This window comes from Spirosoma sp. (assembly GCF_026391055.1).
Taxonomy (GTDB): Bacteria; Bacteroidota; Bacteroidia; order Cytophagales; family Spirosomataceae; genus Spirosoma.
In genome coordinates this window covers 49,999-71,009 of the sequence record NZ_JAPLET010000025.1, presented here as the reverse complement: position 1 = coordinate 71,009, position 21,011 = coordinate 49,999, and the positions used below count along the sequence as shown (strand labels likewise).

Below are 21,011 nucleotides of genomic sequence, written 5' to 3'. Positions count from 1 at the left end.
GATAGTAAAATTGGTTTACTATCTTGTCCAACAAAGTCGATTTCGTTTTATTTTTGTGCCAGTATTACTCTTTGTTAATGTTCTTTCTCTATGGAATCAACTACTGAAAAGCTGCAAACCATGGCCGGTCATGGAAAAACACGGCCTAAAAATAGCGGTAGTAAAAAGCTATTCGACAATCCAATTCTAGAAGCCCTTTCGCGGACGCACATCATGGTCCCGATCTCGATGTGGCTTATTTTGTCGGCGTTTTTGGGTTGGTACGCCTTTACTTACACCGACATGGGTACCAGCATGATTGCTACTCTGTTCGTTACCGGATTGCTGGTGTTCTCCCTGTTTGAATACGTTCTGCACCGGTATTTGTACCACCTTGCCCCATCAACTCCCCAGCGGGCCAAAATTCAGTATACCTTTCATGGTATCCACCACGAATACCCAAAAGATAAGACACGGCTGGCTATGCCTCCAGCCCTAGCCATTTTTGTAGCTGGCGGCTTCTTTGGCTTGTTCTTTCTGTTGATGGGTGAAGCGGCTTATGCATTTTTCCCCGGTTTCCTGGTCGGCTATTCGGGTTATCTGGCGGTCCACTTCATCGTTCACGCCTATGCACCTCCCAAAAATTTCTTCAAGGTGCTATGGATAAATCACAGCGTACACCATTACAAGAATCCAGAAAGCAACTACGGTGTATCGTCACCATTCTGGGATTATGTGTTCGGTTCGTTCCAGAAATAATTCGGATAACAGCTCAATAAAAAATCCCCTGAGGTACGCCCTCAGGGGATTTTTTATGTACCCACGTACCCACGGGCTGAAGCCGAACGCGGCCCGGCCCGTGGGTACAGATTACTTCAACTTCTCATTATCCAGATGCCTCGTGGCATCCCTTATGTTTTTCTTGTCGAGGTTTTTCTGAAAAGCTTCGGTCAGGTCGACGCCGGTTTGATTAGCGAGGCAGATAAGTACCCACAATACATCGGCAAGTTCATCGCCGAGGTCCTTGTTTTTGTCCGATTCTTTCTCGGATTGCTCGCCGTACCGACGGGCTATGATGCGCGCTACTTCGCCAACTTCTTCGGTTAGCTGGGCCATATTGGTCAGCTCGTTGAAGTAGCGAACACCAACGGTTTTTATCCATTCGTCAACGGTGGTTTGGGCGTCCTTGATAGTCATGGCAACAATTACTTTTCCGGTATAAAGGTGAGTGAACTGAACTGATTCTCGTCGAAAATCTCCTGCGCCAGTGATTGCAGGTGCCCGGCGGTTACGGATTTGATGTCGTTGAAAATATCATTCAGCGCTTCTACGCGGTCAATATCGAGTAGGCTTTTGGCCATCATAAGCATAAAGCTGTTGTTGCTTTCTTCGGCCATGGCCAACTGCCCGATCAACTGCTCTTTCGTCTGGTGCAGTTGCAGGGTCGTTAAAGGTTGTTCGCGCAGTCGTTTTAGCTCTTTACCAATCAGCGATTGTGCCTTTTCCACCTTTTTAGGATCGGTGCCGAAATAAATTCCCAGAAACCCGGTATCCAGATAGGGCGTGTAACTGGCATCGATGGAATAGACAAGGCCATATTTTTCGCGCAGATTCAAGTTAAGCCGGGAGTTCATTCCCGGACCGCCGAGGAGGTTTACGAGCATAAAAAATGGCAGTCGGCGGGGGTCGGTCAGGCCGTAAGCGGGGCGTCCTATAGCGCACTGTGCCTGAGTAATGGGCCTTTCTACCCGCGTTTGGCGGGGCACATAATCCGTAGGCTTTTTCCGCTGGCGGGCGGAGTGCTGGGCCGGTACGTCCCGAAAGTATTTTTCGGCTACTTTTACAACCTGTTTGAACGGTAACTTACTGACCGACGCAAACACGATCCGGTTGGTGTCGTAATTTTCGGCAATGAACCGCTGAAGGTCTTCGCGCCGGAACGAACTAACGGTTTCGGTAGTGCCGAGAATGTTGCCGCCGAGGGCATGGTTTGGAAAAACCAGTTCATCGAAATCATCTTGGATAGCATCTTCGGGCGAATCGTAATACATTGCCATCTCTTCGAGAATAACGCCCCGTTCGCGCTCAATTTGTTTTTCGGGGAAGATCGAATGAAACGTAATGTCGGCAAGTAATTCGGTTGCTTTCTCAAAGTGAGCATCGAGAACCGAGGCATGAAAACACACCTTTTCTTTCGTTGTGTAGGCGTTTAACTCGCCCCCGATGTTTTCTAAACGCGTTATAATGTGGTAGGATTTTCGTTTCTCCGTACCTTTGAAGGCCATATGCTCCCAGAAATGGGCCAGCCCCTGCTGTTGAGGTTGTTCGTCGCGGCTGCCGATGTCGAGCATAATACCACAGTGAGCAATCTGTGTATGTGGCATCTGTTTATGCGCAATCCGAATTCCGTTAGGCAATGTGTATACTTCGTAATCTTCCATTCTTAGCTTTTACGCATTGAGCGTACTAATGATAACCGCTACTAATCCGCCCCGGTTCCTGATTATCCAAACCGCTTTCATCGGTGATGTGATTCTGGCTACGGCCATGCTCGAACAACTGCACGAGGCCTACCCCACGGCGGTACTGGATATTTTCGTTCGCAAAGGTAATGAGGGTTTACTGGCCAATCACCCCTTCCTGAACGAAGTGCTTGTTTGGGATAAAAAGGGAACTGGAGGGCCGTTTGCCAAATATAAAAACCTGTGGCAGCTACTGGGCATTATCCGTAGCCGTCAGTATACCGCTGTATTTAATTTGCAACGGTATTCGACAACGGGTATGCTTACCGTACTCTCAAATGCTGAGATGACGATTGGATTCGATAAAAACCCTTTGTCGCGCTTTTATACGCATCAGGTCGAGCACCGCTTTGAGCCCGGTGTGCACGAGGTAGACCGAAATGCGGGCCTGTTGCGCGCGTTGGGCGTAAGGGGCGGGTTCGTGCGCCGGCCAAAACTCTATCCTTCCCAAGCCGATTATCAGGCCATAAAGCCTTACCAGCATCAGCCGTACATCTGCATCGCACCTATGTCGGTCTGGTTTACCAAACAGTATCCGGTTAAGCGATGGACCGAATTAATTCAATCACTTCCCGAAACGATTACCGTTTATTTGCTGGGAGCCCCAACTGACGCGTCGGCCTGCGAGGCAATCCGGTCGCAGACCGAACCGAGGAAAAACGTTGTGAGTCTGGCCGGGAAGCTCAGTTTACTGCAATCGGCTGCATTGCAGCAGCAGGCGGTTATGAATTACGTTAATGATTCAGCCCCACTACATTTGTGTTCGGCCATGAATGCGCCAACAACCGCCATCTTCTGTTCAACGGTACCTGAGTTTGGGTATGGCCCGTTGGCCGATGTGTCGCGCGTGGTACAAACGCCCGAGGAACTGGATTGCAAACCCTGCAATCTGCACGGTCGTTCGCGCTGTCCGCTGGGTCATTTTGCGTGCGCCTGGGGCATTCGCCTTGACGACCTCTCAAGCCTGAATATATAAACTCCAAACTATTTAACGCTACTGCCTGATCTACAGTGATTTCACTACAGGTCAGGCTTTTCTGCGTCTACTTAGCCAGGAATAGCCCAAAGAAGGTTCTGTATTTATATTTTATTTGGATAATATTGTTTTATTGGAATTATGTAGAGTATAAATGGATTTATTGCAGAATAATATTTGACAGTGGATTCGTAATGCTATATATTTGGTCTGTCGGGACGGTTTGCACATGAAACTCGGTAGATTTCGACTTATATATCTGAGTGTGTGGGCCATTGACACGTCAACGTTCTATTCTTAACTCATCTATCGGTACGGTAAGACCAACCCTTTGTTATGTCCATCAATCGTCGTGACTGGCTACGGGCCAGTATGTTATCTGGCTTAAGTCTGGCTGCTGCTCCGGCGGCATTCTGTGAACCGGAACCCGAAATGCCCAAAGGCTATAAGGTTCCGAAAGTAGGGATAAAAGCCCGGTTGTCGGCTAACGAAAACCCGTATGGTCCGTCGCCCAAAGCGCTTAAAACCATCACAGAAGCCGCTCCTGACGGGTATCTGTATGCAATGGAATACGCGAAGCAGTTTCGAAAACTGGTAGCCGACACCGAAGGCGTTCCCGAAGAGTATGTACTGTTGGGGGCTGGCTCCGGTGAGTTACTGACGGCTGCGGCACTTTGGTCGGCTTACCGCCCGAATGCGGGGCGGACGATTGTTGCCCCCGATCCAACGTTCGATGCGCTGCCTCGCTCGGTTATCAAGCATGGCGTTACGATGGATCGTGTGCCGCTGGTGGCCGCCGATGGATATGATATTAACCTGAATAAACTCAACGAGCGCGTTGGCAGCCAGACGGGCATGGTTTATCTGTGCAACCCCAATAACCCAACAGCCATTACCGTTGATCCGTCCAAACTCCGCGCTTTCTGCGAAGCGGTAGGCGCAAAAACGCCTATTCTTGTCGATGAAGCTTATATTGACTATACGCCAGATCCCAAGGCTTACACGATGGTCGATATGGTGAAGAAAGGCAATAACGTTATTATTACAAAGACCTTCTCGAAGGTGCATGGTTTTGCCGGTTTGCGGGCGGGTTACATGATTGCCAAGCCGGAACTGCTGGAACAAATTGCCAAATTCGCAACGGGTGGCAGCTCTATGAGCATGACGACCTTACGGGCCGCCATTGTTAGCTTGCAGGACAAAGACTTTGTAAAGTTCTCGCTGGGCAAAACGCAGGAATCGAAAGATTTTTTGTATAAAGTGCTGAAGCAAACAAACTACGAGCCACTGCCCTCGGGCGCTAACTTCGTGATGTTCCCCATCCGGATGAAAGGCGAAGATTTCGTAACCCGCATGATGGACCAGGGCGTAAGCATCCGCCAGTGGAAGTTCGACGGCCAGTACTGGTGCCGCGTTAGCCTGGGTACGATGCCGCAAATGCAGGCTTTTGCCGATGGCTTAAAAATGATCTCATAAGTAATCACGGCTGCAAAGCCTTCGATCATAATTGAAAAAGGTGTGGGCAACTGATGTCCGCACCTTTTTTGTTCAGTGATGAATAGCGTTACTTTGGATGACATAATGCACAACAGGCATCTGCTCCTACAACCCTAAGGAGAACGCTGGGGTCTATTGACTAAAATCCATAAAGAAAATGAAATTAGGCTCCTGCATGTTACTCGCGATCGCTTTTTTCTTTGCACATAGCATTGCATTTGGGCAAGTCAGAAATCTGACCTATCGTTTAAAGGGAATTGTTAATTGCGATACAGGAACGGTCACCTTAGTGCCAAGCGGAGAAGGGTTTGATGCCAATCTGAACAACAATTACCAGGCTAAGATTACTCAGGGACGCTTCCTGCTAGCGGGGAAAATGGCCTATCCCGGTAGTTACAGAATTCGAATTTCGCCCGGTTATATATCAAATTATTTCCTGATTGAGCCAGGTAGTCAAACCATTACTTGTCATATTGATTCGCTCCGGGAGACACCTCAGCTAGCGACCAAGACGATGGCTGAGTATAATCGGTTCATAGCTAATTATGTTTCGCCAATTAGTAAACAGCGAGAACAGGCTTTCGAGAGGTACATTGATTTGAAAGCGGTTACAACCAATCCGCATTTACTGGATAGTTTGCAAACGGCTTTTAGTCAAAACCGAGCGCGTTTAATCCATCAACAGCAATTGGGGTACCTAACATATGCTACGCAGCATCCAACTTCCTACGTAATCCTATGGCAATTGGTTAGAGATATGGGCGAAGGCTATCAACCCATCCTTGACTCGCTCTATCACGCTCTTTCTGTTTCGTTAAAAAACACACCAACCGGCAAGATGATCGCTCAACGGTTAAATTCGTCCAAAGTAACCGCTATAGGGCAAATTTTTCCTTCTCTACATCTGGTCGATGTAGGCAACAAATCGGTGTCACTCTCCCTTGCTCACAAGTCAAAATACACGCTGATTGACTTTTGGTTTAGCCATTGTGGCCCCTGTCTGCAACAGTTTCCCAAACTCAAGAATTTGTTCACAACCTATCAGGCCAGGGGATTCAATATCGTTGGGATTTCTATCGATAAATCGACGGACAAAGGGACTTGGAAAGAAACAATTCAAGCTAATGGATTAATGTGGCCTCAGTATTTAGATTCATCGGGCAAACTCACGGTTGGCCTGCTATCGATTAATTACTTTCCGTCTAATTTCTTGCTGGATGAGAAGGGCGCAATCATTCGGAGAGACATTAGTCCTCAGGATTTGAGCGTTTTTCTTTCTCAGCGAATGTAATAAAACGACGCTTTATTCAATTATTTAATCCGCCATCCAGAACGGTTGCATAACCAGGGTGGCTGTTGCAAAAGTCAACAGGACTACGAAAACCCCTGCCAAGTAAGTAGGATTTGCCTTGTAAACAGAGTGACATTAACCATTCAGCCAAGGCCACTACACCCATTTTAGACTTTTGCAACAGCCACAGAGATTATATAAGTGATTAAACTTAGATAGAATGACCAGTTACATAATGTGCTCTGAGGGAAAAGTTGTATTTACTGCTAATCGTATCAGCTAACTGTATGACACTTAAAAGTAAACGGATGCTAGGCTTATCCGGTTTATTCTTAATCATAGCTATTTATCTAATTCAATGCACTGGGAATTCCTTTAACATTAGTCGTAGCAGTCAACGGCATGAATTTAGAGTCAAACAAACTCATTTACAGCTAAGCATTGATGCCCCTGTTGTTGTCGAGATTAGTGGAGTACTCGATGGGAAAGCTGTTGTTTTTATGCCTAATGGTCCTCAAGATAGTACAGGCGTACCCGTTTGGGATAATAGTGGTAGCGTTGTCAAGCTTTCAAAAGGGATCGTTAACAAGAAAGTATATATCGGTGAAATGGCTGGAGATTTTATGTTAATATACCAACCAATCACAGCAAAGAACGGCTTATTAAATATCAGAATAGATTATTAATCTTGTTGTATTGGTGCAGTGGCTGTTGCAAAAGTATATCGGTATTATATACATATGATGATAATTCACTTTATCCCTACTGTTATAGAAGTCACGTTGGTAAAGCTGGTTTATCTTGCCTTTTGGTAAATGAGTTTCACCCATTAAGACGGCTGGATTAGCGTACTTAGTAGAAATAGAAGCGGTTGAGTCGTTTGGCGCACCAGATGCTAACATGGCGAGTCTTCCGGTTCCCTCGCCATTGCTTCGCTGGGTCCTCACATAAAAAGTAGTATCCTTATCTACATTGGTTAAGTCAAAATCAGTACTAGGGATCGAATAAGCATAAAAGAAAATGGCAAAGGCTAATGCCATCATCCCAATAAGTACGGCAAAAGCTAGTAGGGCACTTCTAATTAGCTTAACGATTGTTTGGATAGAAGTTTCCAAGGTCTTTTTGCTCTCCCTTCTGTTGTATAGTCCTGGCTATGTTGATAAACTGAAACCTATTGCTTAAGCCTACTTTATCGTCACGGGCTTTGTTGGATCAATTCGTAGCCAGAGTAAGGCACTAACCAGTAAACAACCGGCAATCATAAAGAGCGGATAGTTGAAGTTATGGGTATTCTCAACGATAGTGCCGAACAGAATGGTGATGAAAAAACCGCCCAGTTGCCCTGCAAAATTCATAGCACCCGTTACAGAACCTGCATTCCGCTGACCAATGTCTACACAAACGGCAAACGCAACCGGCAAGGCCAGATCTTTCATCAGAACGCAGGTGGCCAGAAAATAGCCCGCCAGCTGATTGTCCGTAGTCAGGCCTGCCAGCAGGAAAAACAAACTCGATAAACCCAGACCGCCAACGCCAACAGCCCGGCGACCAATTTTGAGCCCATAACGCTTGGTTAGGGCGTCGCTCAGAATGCCACCTACCAGACAGCCGATAGCGCCTAGAAAGTAGGAGAGGGAAATGAAGTTTTTGGTCTGGTCTTCGGTCATCCCGCGCCCCTCCTGAAAATAAACCGACGACCAGTTGGTGAAAAAATAAGATCCGTAAAAAAACAAATGACACATCAACATCAGCGCCCACAGATCGGGGTTGCTGATAATGGTTTTCCAGGGAATGAGATGATCGGCATCCCGTATCTTTCGTCCCCGCTCAATCTCCCGTACTTCCTCCAGACTGATGCCCGGCTGTGCTGCTGGTTCGTCGCGGAAGGATAAGTACCAGCCTAAGGCCCACAGCACACCCAGCAGCCCTAGCAGGACAAAAGCCCACCGCCAGCCAGCCCAGTGTACAAGCGGAATAACCAACAGGGGAGTCAGAGCACCACCCAGTCGTCCGGCTGCCCAGATAACGGATTGCGCCCGACCTACTTCAACGGCCGGAAACCAGCGCGCAATAACGATCGATGCGTTGGGGTAGGCCCCGGCCTCGCCAGCACCAAACAAAAACCGGACAATCAGCAGATAGAGGAAGTTAAAGGCCGTGCCAGTCAACATGGTAAACCCCGACCACCACACCACCACCCGCGTCAGTACCCGCCGGGGGCCAATCCGGTCGCCTAGGGAGCCGGTTGGTATTTCAAAAAGGGCATAAGCCAAGGAAAAAGCACCCAGAATCCAGCCAAATTGCTGGTTATCAAGGTTTAAGTCGGCTTTGACGTATTTACTGACGACGTTCATGCAAACGCGGTCGAGATAGGTAATGGTAGACAGCAGGAACAAGCCCGCCAGCACGCGGTAACGAACCTTCATAGGGCGTTGATGAGGAAAAAGACTACAGGAGAAAGGTAAAGATAGGCCCGGTGGATGAAAAAACAACAGATGTAATTGATGATCAGGAATAAGACGCAATTATATTCTGCCAGTGTTGCGTGCTAAATTATATACGTTCCTGGCAAACACTGTAGAGCCTGATGGTCTGTCAAAAAAAATCTTGGCATTCTCCCGTTATCACAACCAATGACTGCCGTACTTTTACAGTATGTCGACCGTAACCATTGCCCCACTTGCCGAAAGCCTGCCTGCTTTCCTTGAATCTTACGATTTTTCAGCCATTGCTGTTATTGCTGATAACTATACGTTTCGGTTCTGTTATCCCGAACTGAAAACCTTTTTGCCTAAGCACACCCTCGTCCGGATCAAATCGGGGGAGGAGCAGAAGCACATCGCTACCTGCGAAATGATCTGGGATGCCCTCACGCGGGCTAATTTTGACCGTCATGCGCTGGTGCTCAACCTTGGTGGGGGCGTCATTGGGGATATGGGTGGTTTTTGCGCAGCTACTTACAAGCGCGGTATAGCCTTCGCTCAGCTGCCCACTACCTTACTTTCGCAGGTAGATGCCAGTGTAGGCGGTAAACTGGGGATTGATTTCCGGGGCTTTAAAAATCACATTGGCGTATTTCAACAACCCAATACGGTACTGATTGACCCAACGTTTCTGTCTACACTACCCGAACGTGAACTCCGCTCAGGGTTCGCCGAAGTCATTAAGCATTGTCTCATTGCCGATGCCGCGATGTGGGACGAAATTCGTCGGCGTGACCTCGACGAGCAGGACTGGGCCGCACTGGTGGCTCATTCCGTAGCGGTAAAACAACGCGTCGTTGAGCAGGACCCAACTGAGAAGGGATTGCGGAAGATTCTGAACTTTGGCCATACGCTGGGCCATGCGGTAGAAACGTATTTTCTGACGCAGCCCCGGAAACGGCTCCTGCACGGTGAAGCCATTGCCGTGGGTATGATTGCCGAAGCGTATATTGCCTACCAGAAAAAAATGATCGATGAATCGCTGCTCACGCAAATCGAAGAATACATATTTGCCGTATATGGTAATGTGCGGTTGTCGGACGACGATACCGAGCCAATTCTGGCCCTAACCCTACAGGATAAGAAAAATCGGGGGCGTGAAGTACGGATGTCATTACTGGATGGAACCGGGAGTTGTGCTTTCGATATCCTTGTATCAAACACCGAGATGCGGAGGGCAATCGAGTTCTACCGAGGTCTAAATAAATAAAGTATTATTTGGCTGTAGACTATTGTTTGCCAAACATTTACGATTATATTTGAGTTCGACCCTTAGTTATCACTACTTTCTATTAAACACAAGTTATCTATTGAAAACTCTTTACAAGCTTTAGTATGAAAAAGTGCATCGGAATTTTATTTACACTGGCCGTTATTGCTGTGGTGGGTTGTTCGCCAAGTAGGTTATTTGTAGAGCATGATTATAGCTACGAGGGCCATTTTAAAAACTACGAATCATTCAATTTTCTGGAATGCGAGTTTGTCGATTCGACACTTCTGTGTTCCGACATCCAGGATGCTATTCGTCACCAGATGGAAGCACGGGGGTATCGCGTCAGCAACCGGAACCCCAACCTGTTAATCTCGTATAATATATTTCGTTCTGACCTGCGTTTCCGGGGGTACCAGCAGCCGGTTATTAAAGACTGGGTAGTTCGGGAAGATGACGATGCTACCTACAAACGTATCGACTACAATCTTGACGAAGGAACCCTGATGATTTCGCTCATCGACGCGGAATCCTATCAGGTTATCTGGAAAGGGTACGCATCCAAGATGATGCGCAACCAGAACTTTAAGAACAACTATTTTAAAGGGATAGTCCGGTCAATTTTCGACCAGTATCCACTCATGGCTACCGCCAGATAAAGGGTAATAACGTAAACGAAAAGGCCCGTTTAAACGCCATACCTCAAAGGTATGGCGTTTAAACGGGCCTTTTCGTTTACTTATCACTACCTTACGAGCTATTTTGTTAACTCCTTGAAAATTCCTTCCAACGAATTTTCCTGCTGTCGAAGGCCAACGAGTGTGAGGTTCCGGTCGGCGGCAAGGCGGAAAATGGCCCCTCTCAAGTCGGTGTTCGGGGTGGCCGTGATGCGGTACTGTCCAGTAGTTAGCGGCTCTACACGCTCTACTCCTGGAATAGACGCCAGTAGGTTTACATCCTCCAGTTCCCGTTCAAACTCGGCTACAACGACAACACCTTCGCCCGCCGATGCCCACCGAAGTTGGCTGAGGGGCTGGTCGGTAACAATCTGGCCCCGGTTAATGATAATCACCCGGTCGCAAATAGCTTCAACTTCCTGCATGATGTGCGTTGAAAATAGCACTGTTTTATTGCGTCCGGCCTCCCGAATGACTTGCCTGATTTCTGCTAATTGATTGGGGTCAAGGCCTGTTGTGGGTTCGTCCAGGATCAACACCGGCGGATTATGTAGCAACGCCTGTGCCAGCCCCACCCGCTGCCGATACCCTTTGGAAAGCTGACTGATGCGCTTATGCTGCTCTCGTCCAAGGCCAACCAGCTCAATCATATCGGTAATACGTCTGGTTAGATCGACTCCACGTATGCCGTGAAGTGATCCCGCGAAGCGCAGGTATTCCTTCACGTATAGGTCCAGGTAAAGCGGGTTATGCTCAGGCAGGTAGCCAGTACTACGTCTAACTTCCATTGGGTGCGTCAGAACATCGAACCCATTAACCTCAACCGTACCAGCGGTGGGAGGGAGGTAGCCCGTTGCAATTTTCATGGTCGTTGACTTACCCGCGCCATTTGGCCCCAGAAAACCGACAATCTCACCCGGTGATACCGAGAGCGAGATTTGATTTACAGCCTTTTGCTGATTGTATTCTTTAGTGAGATTCTGGACCCGGATAGACATGGTAAACTAGAGCTGACAAACAATAAACGAAGAACTGCCCACAGTCGGCATAACGGCTATGTGCATGTAACGTACAAAAAACCGGAAAGAATTTCTATTTTTATCGGTTTAACATCAATAGACACTGTTTTTCTTCATCAGCCTATGTCGCTTTTTCGCAAAAAGACCGTAACCCAAATCCTGAGCGATGCCTCCGAAGGTGAGTCGAGCAAATTGGTAAAGACGCTGGGCGTCCGCGACTTAACGTCATTCGGCATTGCAGCAATCATCGGGGCCGGTATTTTCAGCACCATAGGGCTGGCGAGTTATAATGGGGGGCCTGCGGTATCGCTGTTGTTTGTCTTCACCGCCATTGCCTGCGTTTTCACCGCGTTGAGTTATGCACAATTTGCCAGTACGGTGCCCGTGAGTGGCAGTGCGTACACGTATGCCTACGTGGCATTTGGCGAAATTTTTGCGTGGGTAATCGGTTGGGCACTTATTCTCGAATATGCGGTCAGCAACATGGTTGTGGCCATCTCCTGGTCGGAGTATTTTACTTCTATGCTCAGCGGGTTCGGCATTACGTTTCCTAAGTATTTAGCGACGGACTACGGTTCGGCGTCCCGCGCCTTTGCGCTTGTGCAGCAAACCAAACAGGCGGGTACGGCCCTGACCACCTTACCTGAAAATACGCGTCTGCTGGCCGACGCCTATGCCAATGCGCCTGTTGTGGGGAATCTTCACATCATAGCTAATTTGCCTGCCGGTGCCATAACTGCTCTGATCACCGCCCTGGTATATATTGGCATTAAGGAATCACGAACGGCAAGTAATATACTGGTTGTTCTTAAGCTTGGGGTAATCGCTTTGGTGATTGGCGTAGGAGCTTTCTATGTGAAACCGGCAAACTGGTCGCCGTTCGCGCCAAATGGCATATCGGGTGTGCTGAGTGGCGTGGCATCGGTGTTTTTCGCCTTTATCGGCTTCGACTCTATTTCAACAACAGCCGAGGAGTGTAAGAACCCCCAGCGCGATTTACCCCGTGCTATGCTCTATTGCCTGGGGATTTGTACGGTTCTCTACGTCTTGATTACGTTAGTATTGACCGGTATGGTAAATTACAAGGAGTTAGGCGTTAGTGATCCGCTGGCCTATGTATTCCAGAAAGTAAACCTCGATTTTGTGGCTGGCGTCATTTCGGTGAGTGCCGTGGTTGCCATTACCAGCGCGCTATTGGTGTATCAGTTAGGGCAGCCTCGTATCTGGATGACCATGAGTCGGGATGGTCTGCTTTGGAAACGGTTTTCCCGGATTCACCCCGTCTATAAGACGCCTTCCTTTGCCACTATTGTTACAGGTTTTCTGGTGGCGATACCCTCGCTGTTCATGGATCTCAAGTTCTTCGTGGACCTTACCAGTGTTGGCACTTTTTTTGCGTTCATTCTGGTTTGCGCGGGTATTTTGTACTTGGATGCCAAAGGGCTGACAGCCCAATCGAAGTTTAAAGTGCCTTATATTAACGGTAAATACATAATCGGTGTGGTACTGCTGGCCGTACTGGCGTACGCGTTGACAAGGCCCGATATAAATGTGTTGAAAACGCTGGAGGACAAACCCCTGCTTGTTGTTTTTTGGGGTGTGTGGGCCGTTCTGGCCATACAGGGATTCCGCTATAATTTCTCTCTGTTACCGGTTATCGGCGTGTTGACCAACCTTTACCTAATGACCGAACTGGGCGCCAGTAACTGGCAGATCTTCGGTATCTGGTTGCTGATCGGGCTGGCTATCTATTTCTCGTACGGGTTCAGAAAGAGCAAGCTAGGACTTAAGGAGAAGGCGATTGAGGGTTAAAAGCGGGGCAAAATACCCGGCGATTTTGTAGACAGCAGGTTGGATCACTTGCCAAAGAACATAATATGCTGCTGGGGTAAGCGGTCGTCGTTTTTAATTAGTTTTAGCCCGGCTGCTTTCATTTCTTTAGTGGCCTGAGCTACGCTGAGTTTGTGAAGTTCTTTGATGGGCACATTTGGGTCTTCGGCCCGGTACTCAACGAGTACAATCCGCCCACCTGGCTTTAAGGCCGACGCAATATGGCCCATCATTTCGCGGGGGTAGGAGAATTCATGATAGGCGTCGATCAAAATGGCCAGATCAATACTGTTGGCCGGTAGCTTCGGGTCCGACTCGGTGCCGAGTAGAGGCTGAACGTTGGTTACCTTACGTTTGGCTTTTCCTTCGTTGAGGTACTCAATCATTTCGGGTTGAATATCAACCGCCAGAACGTTGCCTTTGGACACTTTAGGCGCCATCAGAAAGGTGAAGAACCCCGTTCCGGCACCAATATCAGCCACCACATCGGTTGGTCTTAGGGATAGGGCCTTGAGTAACAAATCGGTACGTTCTTCGCGTTCGCGCTCGGGGCGTTCGAGCCACGACGCGCCGAGGTGGCCCATGACTTGGGCTATTTCGCGCCCCTGATACAGTTTGCCAATGCCGTCGCGGCTGGCGTCCTTAAACTGATAAACAGCGGCTGAATCAGCAATGGAAGTACTGGCAGGCTGCTGCTGAGAAGCACCCCGACAGCAAGCTAGCAGAAACACAAAAAGTAAAACTGATACGTGGCGCATAAAAAACGAGTTCATAGTATCTAAACCATCCTATTCTAAAACAGTTGTTCAAAAAACAAATTACAATCTGATTATGAATCTAATCCTACATTTACTGCTCGATGCGGCCGTCATTTTCGGTCTGGCCTACCTGATGCCCCAGGTCGATGTGAAAAATTTTGGAACGGCCATTTTAATTGCCGTTCTGCTCGGACTCCTCAATTTTTTTCTGGGCTGGATCATCCGATTTCCGCTCAATTTAGTCACGTTTTTCCTGCTGACTGGTATCGTTCGAATTATTGTTACGGCTCTTATACTAAAGCTTATCGACAGCTTTATGGACAGTTTTACCATTGTCGGGTTTTGGCCTGCGCTGGTTATTGCACTGGCTGTAGCCGTAGCCGGAACATTAATCGACCGTTCGGCTCCAACTCAGGAAATGGTTGATTCTGGGTATGTGGTTAGTTTACTCTCCAGCTTACGAATTGGGTAAGCGAGCATATCAAGACTGACTAACTAAAAAAGCCGCTTCAGTACTGAAGCGGCTTTTTTAGTTAGTTTAAGCAGTTGGTTAGTTGCTCCGGCGTCCACCCATCAATAGGCTGGCGTAATAAAGCAATGTTGCCAATGATCCCAGAGCTGCAACGACGTAGGTCATGGCTGCCCACCAGAGTGCGTCTTTGGCAAAGCCATATTCACGCTGGTTGACAACCCCACGGGTTTGAATCCAGGCCAGTGCCCGACGACTGGCATCGAACTCTACCGGCAGGGTTACAAAGCTGAAAAGTGTTGTCAGCGCAAACAGGGCAACACCGATAGCCAGCGGAATGGGTGTGGTACGGAGCAGCAAAACACCACCCAGCAGTATCCACTGCATGTACTGCGAGGAAACTGTCAATACGGGCACCATGGCCGAACGGAACTTCAGAGGAGCATAAGCAACCTGATGCTGAACGGCGTGTCCGCATTCGTGAGCGGCAACGGCGGCTGCGGCCACGCTACGGCCATAATAAACGTCGGCACTCAGGTTAACCGTTTTGTCCTGTGGGTTGTAGTGGTCGGTGAGCATTCCTTCTACAGATACCACCCGAACGTCGTAAATGCCATTTTCACGTAGCATCTGCTGGGCGACTTCTGCCCCACTCAGGCCATTGCTCAAGCCAATTTGTGAGTACTCGTTAAACTTACTTCGTAACCGCCAGCTCACGAATGCGCTTGCGCCGAAGAGTACAATCATAATTAACCAGATCATCTCAGTTAGTCAGGTTTGTGGTTTCAATCAGACGGCCAATGTATAGGGCCGTCGATAGTAAAACAACGAATCAGCGAAAAAAGTATCCCGGCTTACTAACCATTTATCAAGTCAGGAAGCCATTTGACAAGGCGAAGGGGTCGTTTTTAGCCCTGTTTACAGGGCAGGAAAGGGCTTAATAACCTGCTTTTATTCGTTCGATGAGCTTCGTTGTCGAATAGCCGGGCACGAGGGCAACGGTTTCAACGCGTCCACCCCGAGCCAGCACAAAATCGGCTCCCACAATGGTGGCTACCGTATAGTCATCACCTTTTACCAGTACATCGGGCTGTACTGCTTCAATCAGCTCGAGCGGGGTTGGCTCACCGAAGAGTGTGACTGCGTCGACAAATTCGAGTGCGGCCATAAGCCGGGCACGCGCATATTCGTTTACGACGGGACGCAGTGGCCCTTTTATGCAGCTGACAGAGGCATCGGTGTTCAGGCCCAGAATCAAGCGGTCGCCGAGTTGTCGGGCTTTTTCGAGGTAGTCAATGTGGCCCAGGTGCACAATGTCGAAGCAGCCATTTGTGAAAACGATCTGTTTGCCTTCAGCCCGCCATGCATTGGCTTGCTGAATGGCTTGCTGGCGGGTAAGTATTTTGGATTCGGTCATAATAAAAATTGGGAACTAGGGCTCCAGCCTTAAGGCCTTCGGGTCGTCCAGAACATCGACCTCCTGGGTTGCCTTGTTTCGTCGGAGAAGCACAACTAAAAGGGCAAAAATGCCCAGAATGATAATCATAAGCGTCGAAACACCGTGAATAAACGTGGCTAATACCTGTCCATCCTGACTTGTCAGACCATAGAGTAGGGCCACCTGACCCACCAGCAGGTGAAAAGAACCGATCCCACCCGGTGTTGGAGCCGCCATGCCAAGCGTACCTACCATCAAGATAGTCAGGCCAGCCAGTGGTCCCAGATTTTCAGTGGCAGGCATGGCAAAGAAAAGAGTATAGGACATAAGGTAGTACATCGTCCAGATCAGCAAGGTATGAAAGACGAACGCTCCCGGTCGCCGTATTTTACGGACGCTCAACAGACCATCAAGCAGACCCTTGACAAACGCACTAACTTTTTGATACAGTGGATGACGGCCCAGTGCTTCCCGGTAACGGTTGAACAGAAACCAGGCTAGCAACGCCAGACCTGCAATAACTACTGCTGCCAACAGTAATAGTCCCGAACCACTTGACCCTTTAGGTAATTTGCCGCCGAGAAACTCAATGAAAAACTGACTGATTCGGTCAAATTCAAGGACAAACGTGGCAATCAGGAGCAGCACTAGCATCAATAAGTCGAAGAGACGTTCGGCCACTACGGCACCGAAACTAACGTTGACGGGTACGCTCGACAACCGATAGAGCGTGCCGCAGCGAACAAACTCACCTGCTCTGGGCAACGCCAGATTGGCCAGATACCCGGTAAGTACGCTGGCGGTTGTATCGAGTGAGGTAGGGCGCTGGGCAATTACCGGCTCCAGCAAAATGCGCCAGCGTTCGGCCCGGCTCCAGTGCGCTATAATGGTAAACACCGCTGATAGTAACACCCATCGGTAATCGGCCCCTTTTATTTTCTGCCACAAATCGGCGGCATCGAGGTGACTTTGCTGGAATGTGAACCAGAGTAACCCCCCGGCAATAGCCAGTGAGACCAGGTACTTGATGACATTTTTAATGTTCATGTGGCTGTATCGCGGCCGGAAAGCCGAGCTGAAATGGTAATAACCACGACTTTTTGATCGGGTTACAAAAAAACTCCGCTACAAAGTAACGGAGTTTCATTGAAACGGATATGAATGGTACGCAAAAGGGTTACCCAATTACCAGTCGATTGTTATCATTCGGGAAAACTACGGTTGGCTTAAAGTCTTTGGCTTCTTCTGCTGTCATCATGGCATAGGCAATGATGATAATAATGTCGCCAACCTGTGCTTTTCGGGCAGCTGCCCCATTGAGACAGATAATTCCCGAACCACGCTCACCTTTAATAACATAAGTGACGAGCCGTTCGCCGTTGTTATTGTTTACAATATGAACCTGTTCGTTTTCGAGTAAGTTGGCCGCATCCATAAGATCTTCATCAATGGTAATACTTCCAACGTAATTCAGTTCGGCCTGCGTGACTTTGACGCGGTGTAGTTTCGATTTTAAGACGGTAACAAACATGCGAATTGAGTAATGGGATACAGAAGCAGCCAATAGAGGACTACCTCGGACCGACCCCAAAACAGCCGCTTACCGGGGTTGGTTCCTGATTGGCGTGCCCCCAGAGTTTGGTTGTTGGTCAGTAGTTGATAGTTAATCGTTATTGGCTACTAGACGCTTGCTACTACTAACTCAATAACTAACTAAGCAAGAACTAATACACGGCCATCTCCGGTTCGATATCCCGCGCCCAGGCGTTGATACCGCCGTCGAGATTGTATAGGTTTGTTAGCCCACCTTGTGCGTAGAGGTATTGGACAACATTGGCCGACCGAATGCCATGATGACAATAAACAATAACGGGGCGGTCGGTTGGAATTCGTTTGCGGTTGTTGGGAATCATACCAACTGGAATCAGTACGGCACCTTCCAGATGACACAGTTCGTACTCCGGACGTTCGCGAACATCCAGCAGAAACAAATCCTCGCCAAGTGCAATGCGGTCCGACAGCTCCTGTACGGATATTTTTTGCGGTCCCGACGTGCCCGGAGCCGGTCGCGCTCCTGCTGATGCCAGTCCTTCCCGAGCCAGGTCTACGGCATTGGGTAGCCGTCTGGTTTTAATTTTCTGCTGGTTCATTGACAGCAGGTCGATCATGAGTAAATGTTCATTGAGCGACTGTCCGATGCCTGTTATAAGTTTGATTACCTCGTTGGCCTGGTACGTGCCAATGACGCCCGGCAGTACGCCCAATACCCCTGTAATGCTACAGTTCGGTATTTCGATTTCGCTCGGATAGTCCGGGAACAGACACCGGTACGTTGGCCCTCGCTTACCATCGCCCAGATCGGCATTGAGTACCGCCACCTGACCCTCAAACCGGTGAATGGCACCGTATACGAAGGGTTTGCCGAGTATCACACATATGTCGTTGACCAGATAGCGTACTTTGAAGTTGTCGGTGCAGTCGACAACAATATCGTACGCTTCAATGATCGCGCGGGCGTTATTGATGTCCAGCGCCATCGTGTAGGTATCGAATGTAATTTCCGGGTTAAGCCGATTAAGATGGCTTACTGCAACCTTGGCTTTGGGCTTTCCTACTTCGTCGGTTGTGTAGAGCACTTGTCGCTGCAAATTGCTCAGATCGATAACATCGGGGTCAATAACGCCCAGGGTGCCGACGCCCGCTGCCGTCAGGTACAGAAGAACGGGGCAGCCCAGCCCACCCGCGCCTAGTACCAGAACACGGGCATTTTTGAGCAGTAACTGACCTTTGGTACTGATTTCGGGTAAATTCAGGTGTTTTTGATAGCGTTGTTTTTCGGCCGGTACTAAGGTCGTTGCTTCCATAACTTTGAAATAATGTGCATCCTGGGTCCGTGGTGCACTAATCCAACAGATTTAGGCTCCTTAAAATTGCATAGAGACAAAGGCTGACGTAAATATTTTCTTAACGTTAGGGATGTGTGTTTTTTTAGTACTATTGCCCCGACAAAATCCAAATGTTTCTTACCTATGAACTATCTGCGTTTTTCTGCAAATGTTCCTGTCCTTCGGCCAACGTTAGCGATTGGCTTTCTGGCGCTTACACTGACGCTCAACGTCAACCAGGTTAGTGCTGCTTCCGTTCCTGCTCCTCATAAGCCAGCTGCGGTACAGCCCGAAAACCTTCTGAAAAAAGGGAAATGGGAAACCCTCTTCGATGGCAAGACCCTAAAGGGCTGGCATATTTATCTAAAGGAAGGCCAGCCCGTGTCGGATAAGTGGACCATTGATGATGGGGCTATCCATCTGGCTTCGGGTGGTGCCGGTGATCTGGTGACTGATAAAGAGTACGGTAATTTTGAACTCGAAGTTGAATGGAAGATTGCCGAAGGGGGCAACAGCGGCATTATTTTCCACGTTCACGAAGATCCTAAATTCAAAACTACTTACCAGACTGGACCGGAGATGCAGGTGCTTGACAACGAACGGCATCCGGACGCCAAACAAGGGCGTGACGGTAACCGCACGGCGGGTTCGCTCTATGATTTACAGAAGCCCGTTACGCCCGGTGCGGCCAAGCCTGCCGGCGAGTGGAACAAGGCTCGTCTGGTTATTAACAACGGAAAAGCAGAGCAGTACCTGAATGGCAAGAAAACCGCTGAATATCCTACCAGTGGCCCTGAGTGGGATAAAATGGTAGCTGAGAGTAAATTTAAGGGGTGGGAAGGCTTTGGTAAATATGCAACCGGCCATATTGCCCTACAGGATCATGGTAACAAGGTTTGGTATCGCAACATCCGGATACGCGAATTGTAATTTTGGATGAGTGAATGGTTGAATTGATTTGCCAATTCACTATTCAATCATTCACTCAATCACTCATTCAAAACTGTATGAAATCCTATACCCGCCGAACGGCTCTGAAAACCCTGACAGGTACTGCCCTGACATTACCAGTGCTGACCGAATCTTTAGCCAGCTCCATGACTACATCTGAACAAGCCGCTCCGCTGCTTAAGGGGCGCATAAATCACTCGGTTTGCCGGTGGTGTTATAGTAAAATATCGCTTGATGACCTTTGCAAGGCGGCCAAAGAAATGGGGATTACCTCCATCGACCTGACCGGCCCTGAGGAGTGGCCTGTGCTGAAAAAATACGGTCTGACCTGTGCTTTGCCACAAGGCGCTGGTAAGGGTATCAACGATGGTTTCAACGACCCTAAGTTTCATGATGAACTGGTGGCCAGTTACGAGGCTATCTTTCCAAAACTGAAAGCCGCAGGTCTGACTACGGTTATCTGTTTTTCTGGTAACCGGCGGGGCATGAGCGATGAAAAAGGCTTGGAAAACTGTGCTGTCGGGTTAAAACGACTGATGCCAAGTGCTGAAAAATACGGTATCACCATGATTATGGAGCTACTGAACAGCAAGGTAAACCACAAAGATTACATGTGCGATCATACCGCCTGGGGTGTAGATCTTTGCAAAAAAGTTGGCTCAGAAAACTTCAAACTGCTGTATGATATCTACCACATGCAAATCATGGAAGGGGACATCATCCGTACAATCCGGGAATCCAGCAAATACATTGGGCACTACCATACCGGTGGTAACCCCGGTCGGAACGAAATCGACGAAACGCAGGAGCTTTACTATCCGGCTATCATGAAAGCAATTGTCGATACCGGTTTTAAAGGCTATGTGGCGCAGGAGTTCATCCCCGTACGCGACCCACTCAAAAGCCTCAAAGAAGCCGTGTTGATTTGTGATGTATAGTTTTAAGTAATAGGAGTAAGGAGTTAGGAGCGAGGAGGCCTTTACGGCACTCACTTCCAACTAACTCCCTACTCCTTTTTTATTGACG

General features: G+C 48.6%; 22 protein-coding genes. 11 read left to right on the top strand and 11 right to left on the bottom strand.

What is annotated here, in order from left to right:
- Window positions 1–90: 90 nt before the first annotated feature.
- On the top strand, window positions 91–738 hold the full coding sequence (locus NT073_RS22160; RefSeq protein ID WP_297377800.1) for a sterol desaturase family protein: 648 nt from the start codon (window positions 91–93) through the stop codon (window positions 736–738).
- 111 nt (window positions 739–849) lie between these two features.
- Here the strand turns inward: NT073_RS22160 and NT073_RS22155 are convergent, their stop codons facing one another.
- A complete protein-coding gene (locus NT073_RS22155; protein ID WP_297377799.1) occupies window positions 850–1,176 on the bottom strand; it encodes a nucleotide pyrophosphohydrolase in 327 nt (108 codons plus the stop codon).
- A gap of 8 nt (window positions 1,177–1,184) precedes the next feature.
- Window positions 1,185–2,420 carry a pitrilysin family protein gene (locus NT073_RS22150; RefSeq protein WP_297377797.1) on the bottom strand — a complete coding sequence of 412 codons (1,236 nt, stop codon included), beginning with the start codon at window positions 2,418–2,420 and terminating at the stop codon, window positions 1,185–1,187.
- Between the two features lie 28 nt (window positions 2,421–2,448).
- Here NT073_RS22150 and NT073_RS22145 point away from each other — a divergent pair, with 28 nt between their 5' ends.
- From NT073_RS22145 to NT073_RS22130, 4 genes are all read left to right on the top strand, one after another.
- Window positions 2,449–3,477 (top strand): glycosyltransferase family 9 protein, encoded by a 1,029-nt coding sequence (locus NT073_RS22145; RefSeq protein ID WP_297377795.1) that lies wholly within the window; start codon window positions 2,449–2,451, stop codon window positions 3,475–3,477.
- 336 nt (window positions 3,478–3,813) lie between these two features.
- Window positions 3,814–4,953 carry a histidinol-phosphate transaminase gene (locus tag NT073_RS22140; RefSeq protein ID WP_297377793.1) on the top strand — a complete coding sequence of 380 codons (1,140 nt, stop codon included), beginning with the start codon at window positions 3,814–3,816 and terminating at the stop codon, window positions 4,951–4,953.
- A gap of 178 nt (window positions 4,954–5,131) precedes the next feature.
- Window positions 5,132–6,265 (top strand): TlpA disulfide reductase family protein, encoded by a 1,134-nt coding sequence (locus tag NT073_RS22135; RefSeq protein ID WP_297377791.1) that lies wholly within the window; start codon window positions 5,132–5,134, stop codon window positions 6,263–6,265.
- A 287-nt stretch (window positions 6,266–6,552) separates the two neighbouring features.
- Window positions 6,553–6,951, top strand: coding sequence for a hypothetical protein (locus tag NT073_RS22130; RefSeq protein WP_297377789.1), 399 nt, complete (start codon window positions 6,553–6,555; stop codon window positions 6,949–6,951).
- On the opposite strand, the gene NT073_RS22125 is transcribed toward NT073_RS22130, so the two are convergent.
- Together NT073_RS22125 and NT073_RS22120 are read right to left on the bottom strand one after the other, a co-directional pair.
- On the bottom strand, window positions 6,928–7,380 hold the full coding sequence (locus tag NT073_RS22125; RefSeq protein ID WP_297377787.1) for a hypothetical protein: 453 nt from the start codon (window positions 7,378–7,380) through the stop codon (window positions 6,928–6,930). The genes NT073_RS22130 and NT073_RS22125 overlap by 24 nt on opposite strands.
- A gap of 69 nt (window positions 7,381–7,449) precedes the next feature.
- Window positions 7,450–8,691, bottom strand: coding sequence for an MFS transporter (locus NT073_RS22120; RefSeq protein WP_297377786.1), 1,242 nt, complete (start codon window positions 8,689–8,691; stop codon window positions 7,450–7,452).
- 229 nt (window positions 8,692–8,920) lie between these two features.
- Between NT073_RS22120 and aroB the strand changes: the two genes are divergently transcribed.
- Together aroB and NT073_RS22110 are read left to right on the top strand one after the other, a co-directional pair.
- Window positions 8,921–9,958 carry a 3-dehydroquinate synthase gene (gene aroB / locus NT073_RS22115; RefSeq protein WP_297377784.1) on the top strand — a complete coding sequence of 346 codons (1,038 nt, stop codon included), beginning with the start codon at window positions 8,921–8,923 and terminating at the stop codon, window positions 9,956–9,958.
- A gap of 125 nt (window positions 9,959–10,083) precedes the next feature.
- Window positions 10,084–10,617, top strand: a complete 534-nt coding sequence (locus NT073_RS22110) for a DUF4136 domain-containing protein (protein WP_012928001.1) — start codon at window positions 10,084–10,086, stop codon at window positions 10,615–10,617.
- Window positions 10,618–10,715: 98 nt separating this feature from the next.
- On the opposite strand, the gene gldA is transcribed toward NT073_RS22110, so the two are convergent.
- The gene (gldA, locus tag NT073_RS22105) at window positions 10,716–11,633 is read right to left on the bottom strand and encodes a gliding motility-associated ABC transporter ATP-binding subunit GldA (RefSeq protein ID WP_297377781.1); all 918 of its coding nucleotides are present in this window, start codon (window positions 11,631–11,633) and stop codon (window positions 10,716–10,718) included.
- 144 nt (window positions 11,634–11,777) lie between these two features.
- Here gldA and NT073_RS22100 point away from each other — a divergent pair, with 144 nt between their 5' ends.
- The gene (locus tag NT073_RS22100; protein ID WP_297377779.1) at window positions 11,778–13,466 is read left to right on the top strand and encodes an amino acid permease; all 1,689 of its coding nucleotides are present in this window, start codon (window positions 11,778–11,780) and stop codon (window positions 13,464–13,466) included.
- A 44-nt stretch (window positions 13,467–13,510) separates the two neighbouring features.
- Here the strand turns inward: NT073_RS22100 and NT073_RS22095 are convergent, their stop codons facing one another.
- Window positions 13,511–14,242 (bottom strand): class I SAM-dependent methyltransferase, encoded by a 732-nt coding sequence (locus NT073_RS22095; RefSeq protein ID WP_297377777.1) that lies wholly within the window; start codon window positions 14,240–14,242, stop codon window positions 13,511–13,513.
- A 73-nt stretch (window positions 14,243–14,315) separates the two neighbouring features.
- On the opposite strand from NT073_RS22095, the gene NT073_RS22090 reads away from it, so the two are divergent.
- Entirely contained in the window at window positions 14,316–14,714 is a 399-nt protein-coding gene (locus tag NT073_RS22090) for a phage holin family protein (protein ID WP_297377775.1), read from the top strand.
- Window positions 14,715–14,792: 78 nt separating this feature from the next.
- On the opposite strand, the gene NT073_RS22085 is transcribed toward NT073_RS22090, so the two are convergent.
- From NT073_RS22085 to moeB, 5 genes are all read right to left on the bottom strand, one after another.
- On the bottom strand, window positions 14,793–15,473 hold the full coding sequence (locus NT073_RS22085) for a zinc metallopeptidase (RefSeq protein WP_297377774.1): 681 nt from the start codon (window positions 15,471–15,473) through the stop codon (window positions 14,793–14,795).
- A gap of 175 nt (window positions 15,474–15,648) precedes the next feature.
- Complete coding sequence (gene rfaE2, locus NT073_RS22080) at window positions 15,649–16,128, bottom strand: D-glycero-beta-D-manno-heptose 1-phosphate adenylyltransferase (RefSeq protein ID WP_297377772.1); 480 nt, start codon at window positions 16,126–16,128, stop codon at window positions 15,649–15,651.
- 15 nt (window positions 16,129–16,143) lie between these two features.
- Window positions 16,144–17,196 carry a lysylphosphatidylglycerol synthase transmembrane domain-containing protein gene (locus tag NT073_RS22075; protein WP_297377770.1) on the bottom strand — a complete coding sequence of 351 codons (1,053 nt, stop codon included), beginning with the start codon at window positions 17,194–17,196 and terminating at the stop codon, window positions 16,144–16,146.
- A gap of 130 nt (window positions 17,197–17,326) precedes the next feature.
- A complete protein-coding gene (panD, locus tag NT073_RS22070; protein WP_297377768.1) occupies window positions 17,327–17,680 on the bottom strand; it encodes an aspartate 1-decarboxylase in 354 nt (117 codons plus the stop codon).
- Window positions 17,681–17,873: 193 nt separating this feature from the next.
- Window positions 17,874–19,013 (bottom strand): molybdopterin-synthase adenylyltransferase MoeB, encoded by a 1,140-nt coding sequence (moeB, locus tag NT073_RS22065; RefSeq protein ID WP_297377766.1) that lies wholly within the window; start codon window positions 19,011–19,013, stop codon window positions 17,874–17,876.
- 165 nt (window positions 19,014–19,178) lie between these two features.
- Here moeB and NT073_RS22060 point away from each other — a divergent pair, with 165 nt between their 5' ends.
- Together NT073_RS22060 and NT073_RS22055 are read left to right on the top strand one after the other, a co-directional pair.
- The gene (locus tag NT073_RS22060; RefSeq protein ID WP_297377764.1) at window positions 19,179–19,964 is read left to right on the top strand and encodes a DUF1080 domain-containing protein; all 786 of its coding nucleotides are present in this window, start codon (window positions 19,179–19,181) and stop codon (window positions 19,962–19,964) included.
- A 77-nt stretch (window positions 19,965–20,041) separates the two neighbouring features.
- On the top strand, window positions 20,042–20,923 hold the full coding sequence (locus tag NT073_RS22055) for a TIM barrel protein (protein ID WP_297377762.1): 882 nt from the start codon (window positions 20,042–20,044) through the stop codon (window positions 20,921–20,923).
- Window positions 20,924–21,011 lie beyond the last annotated feature (88 nt).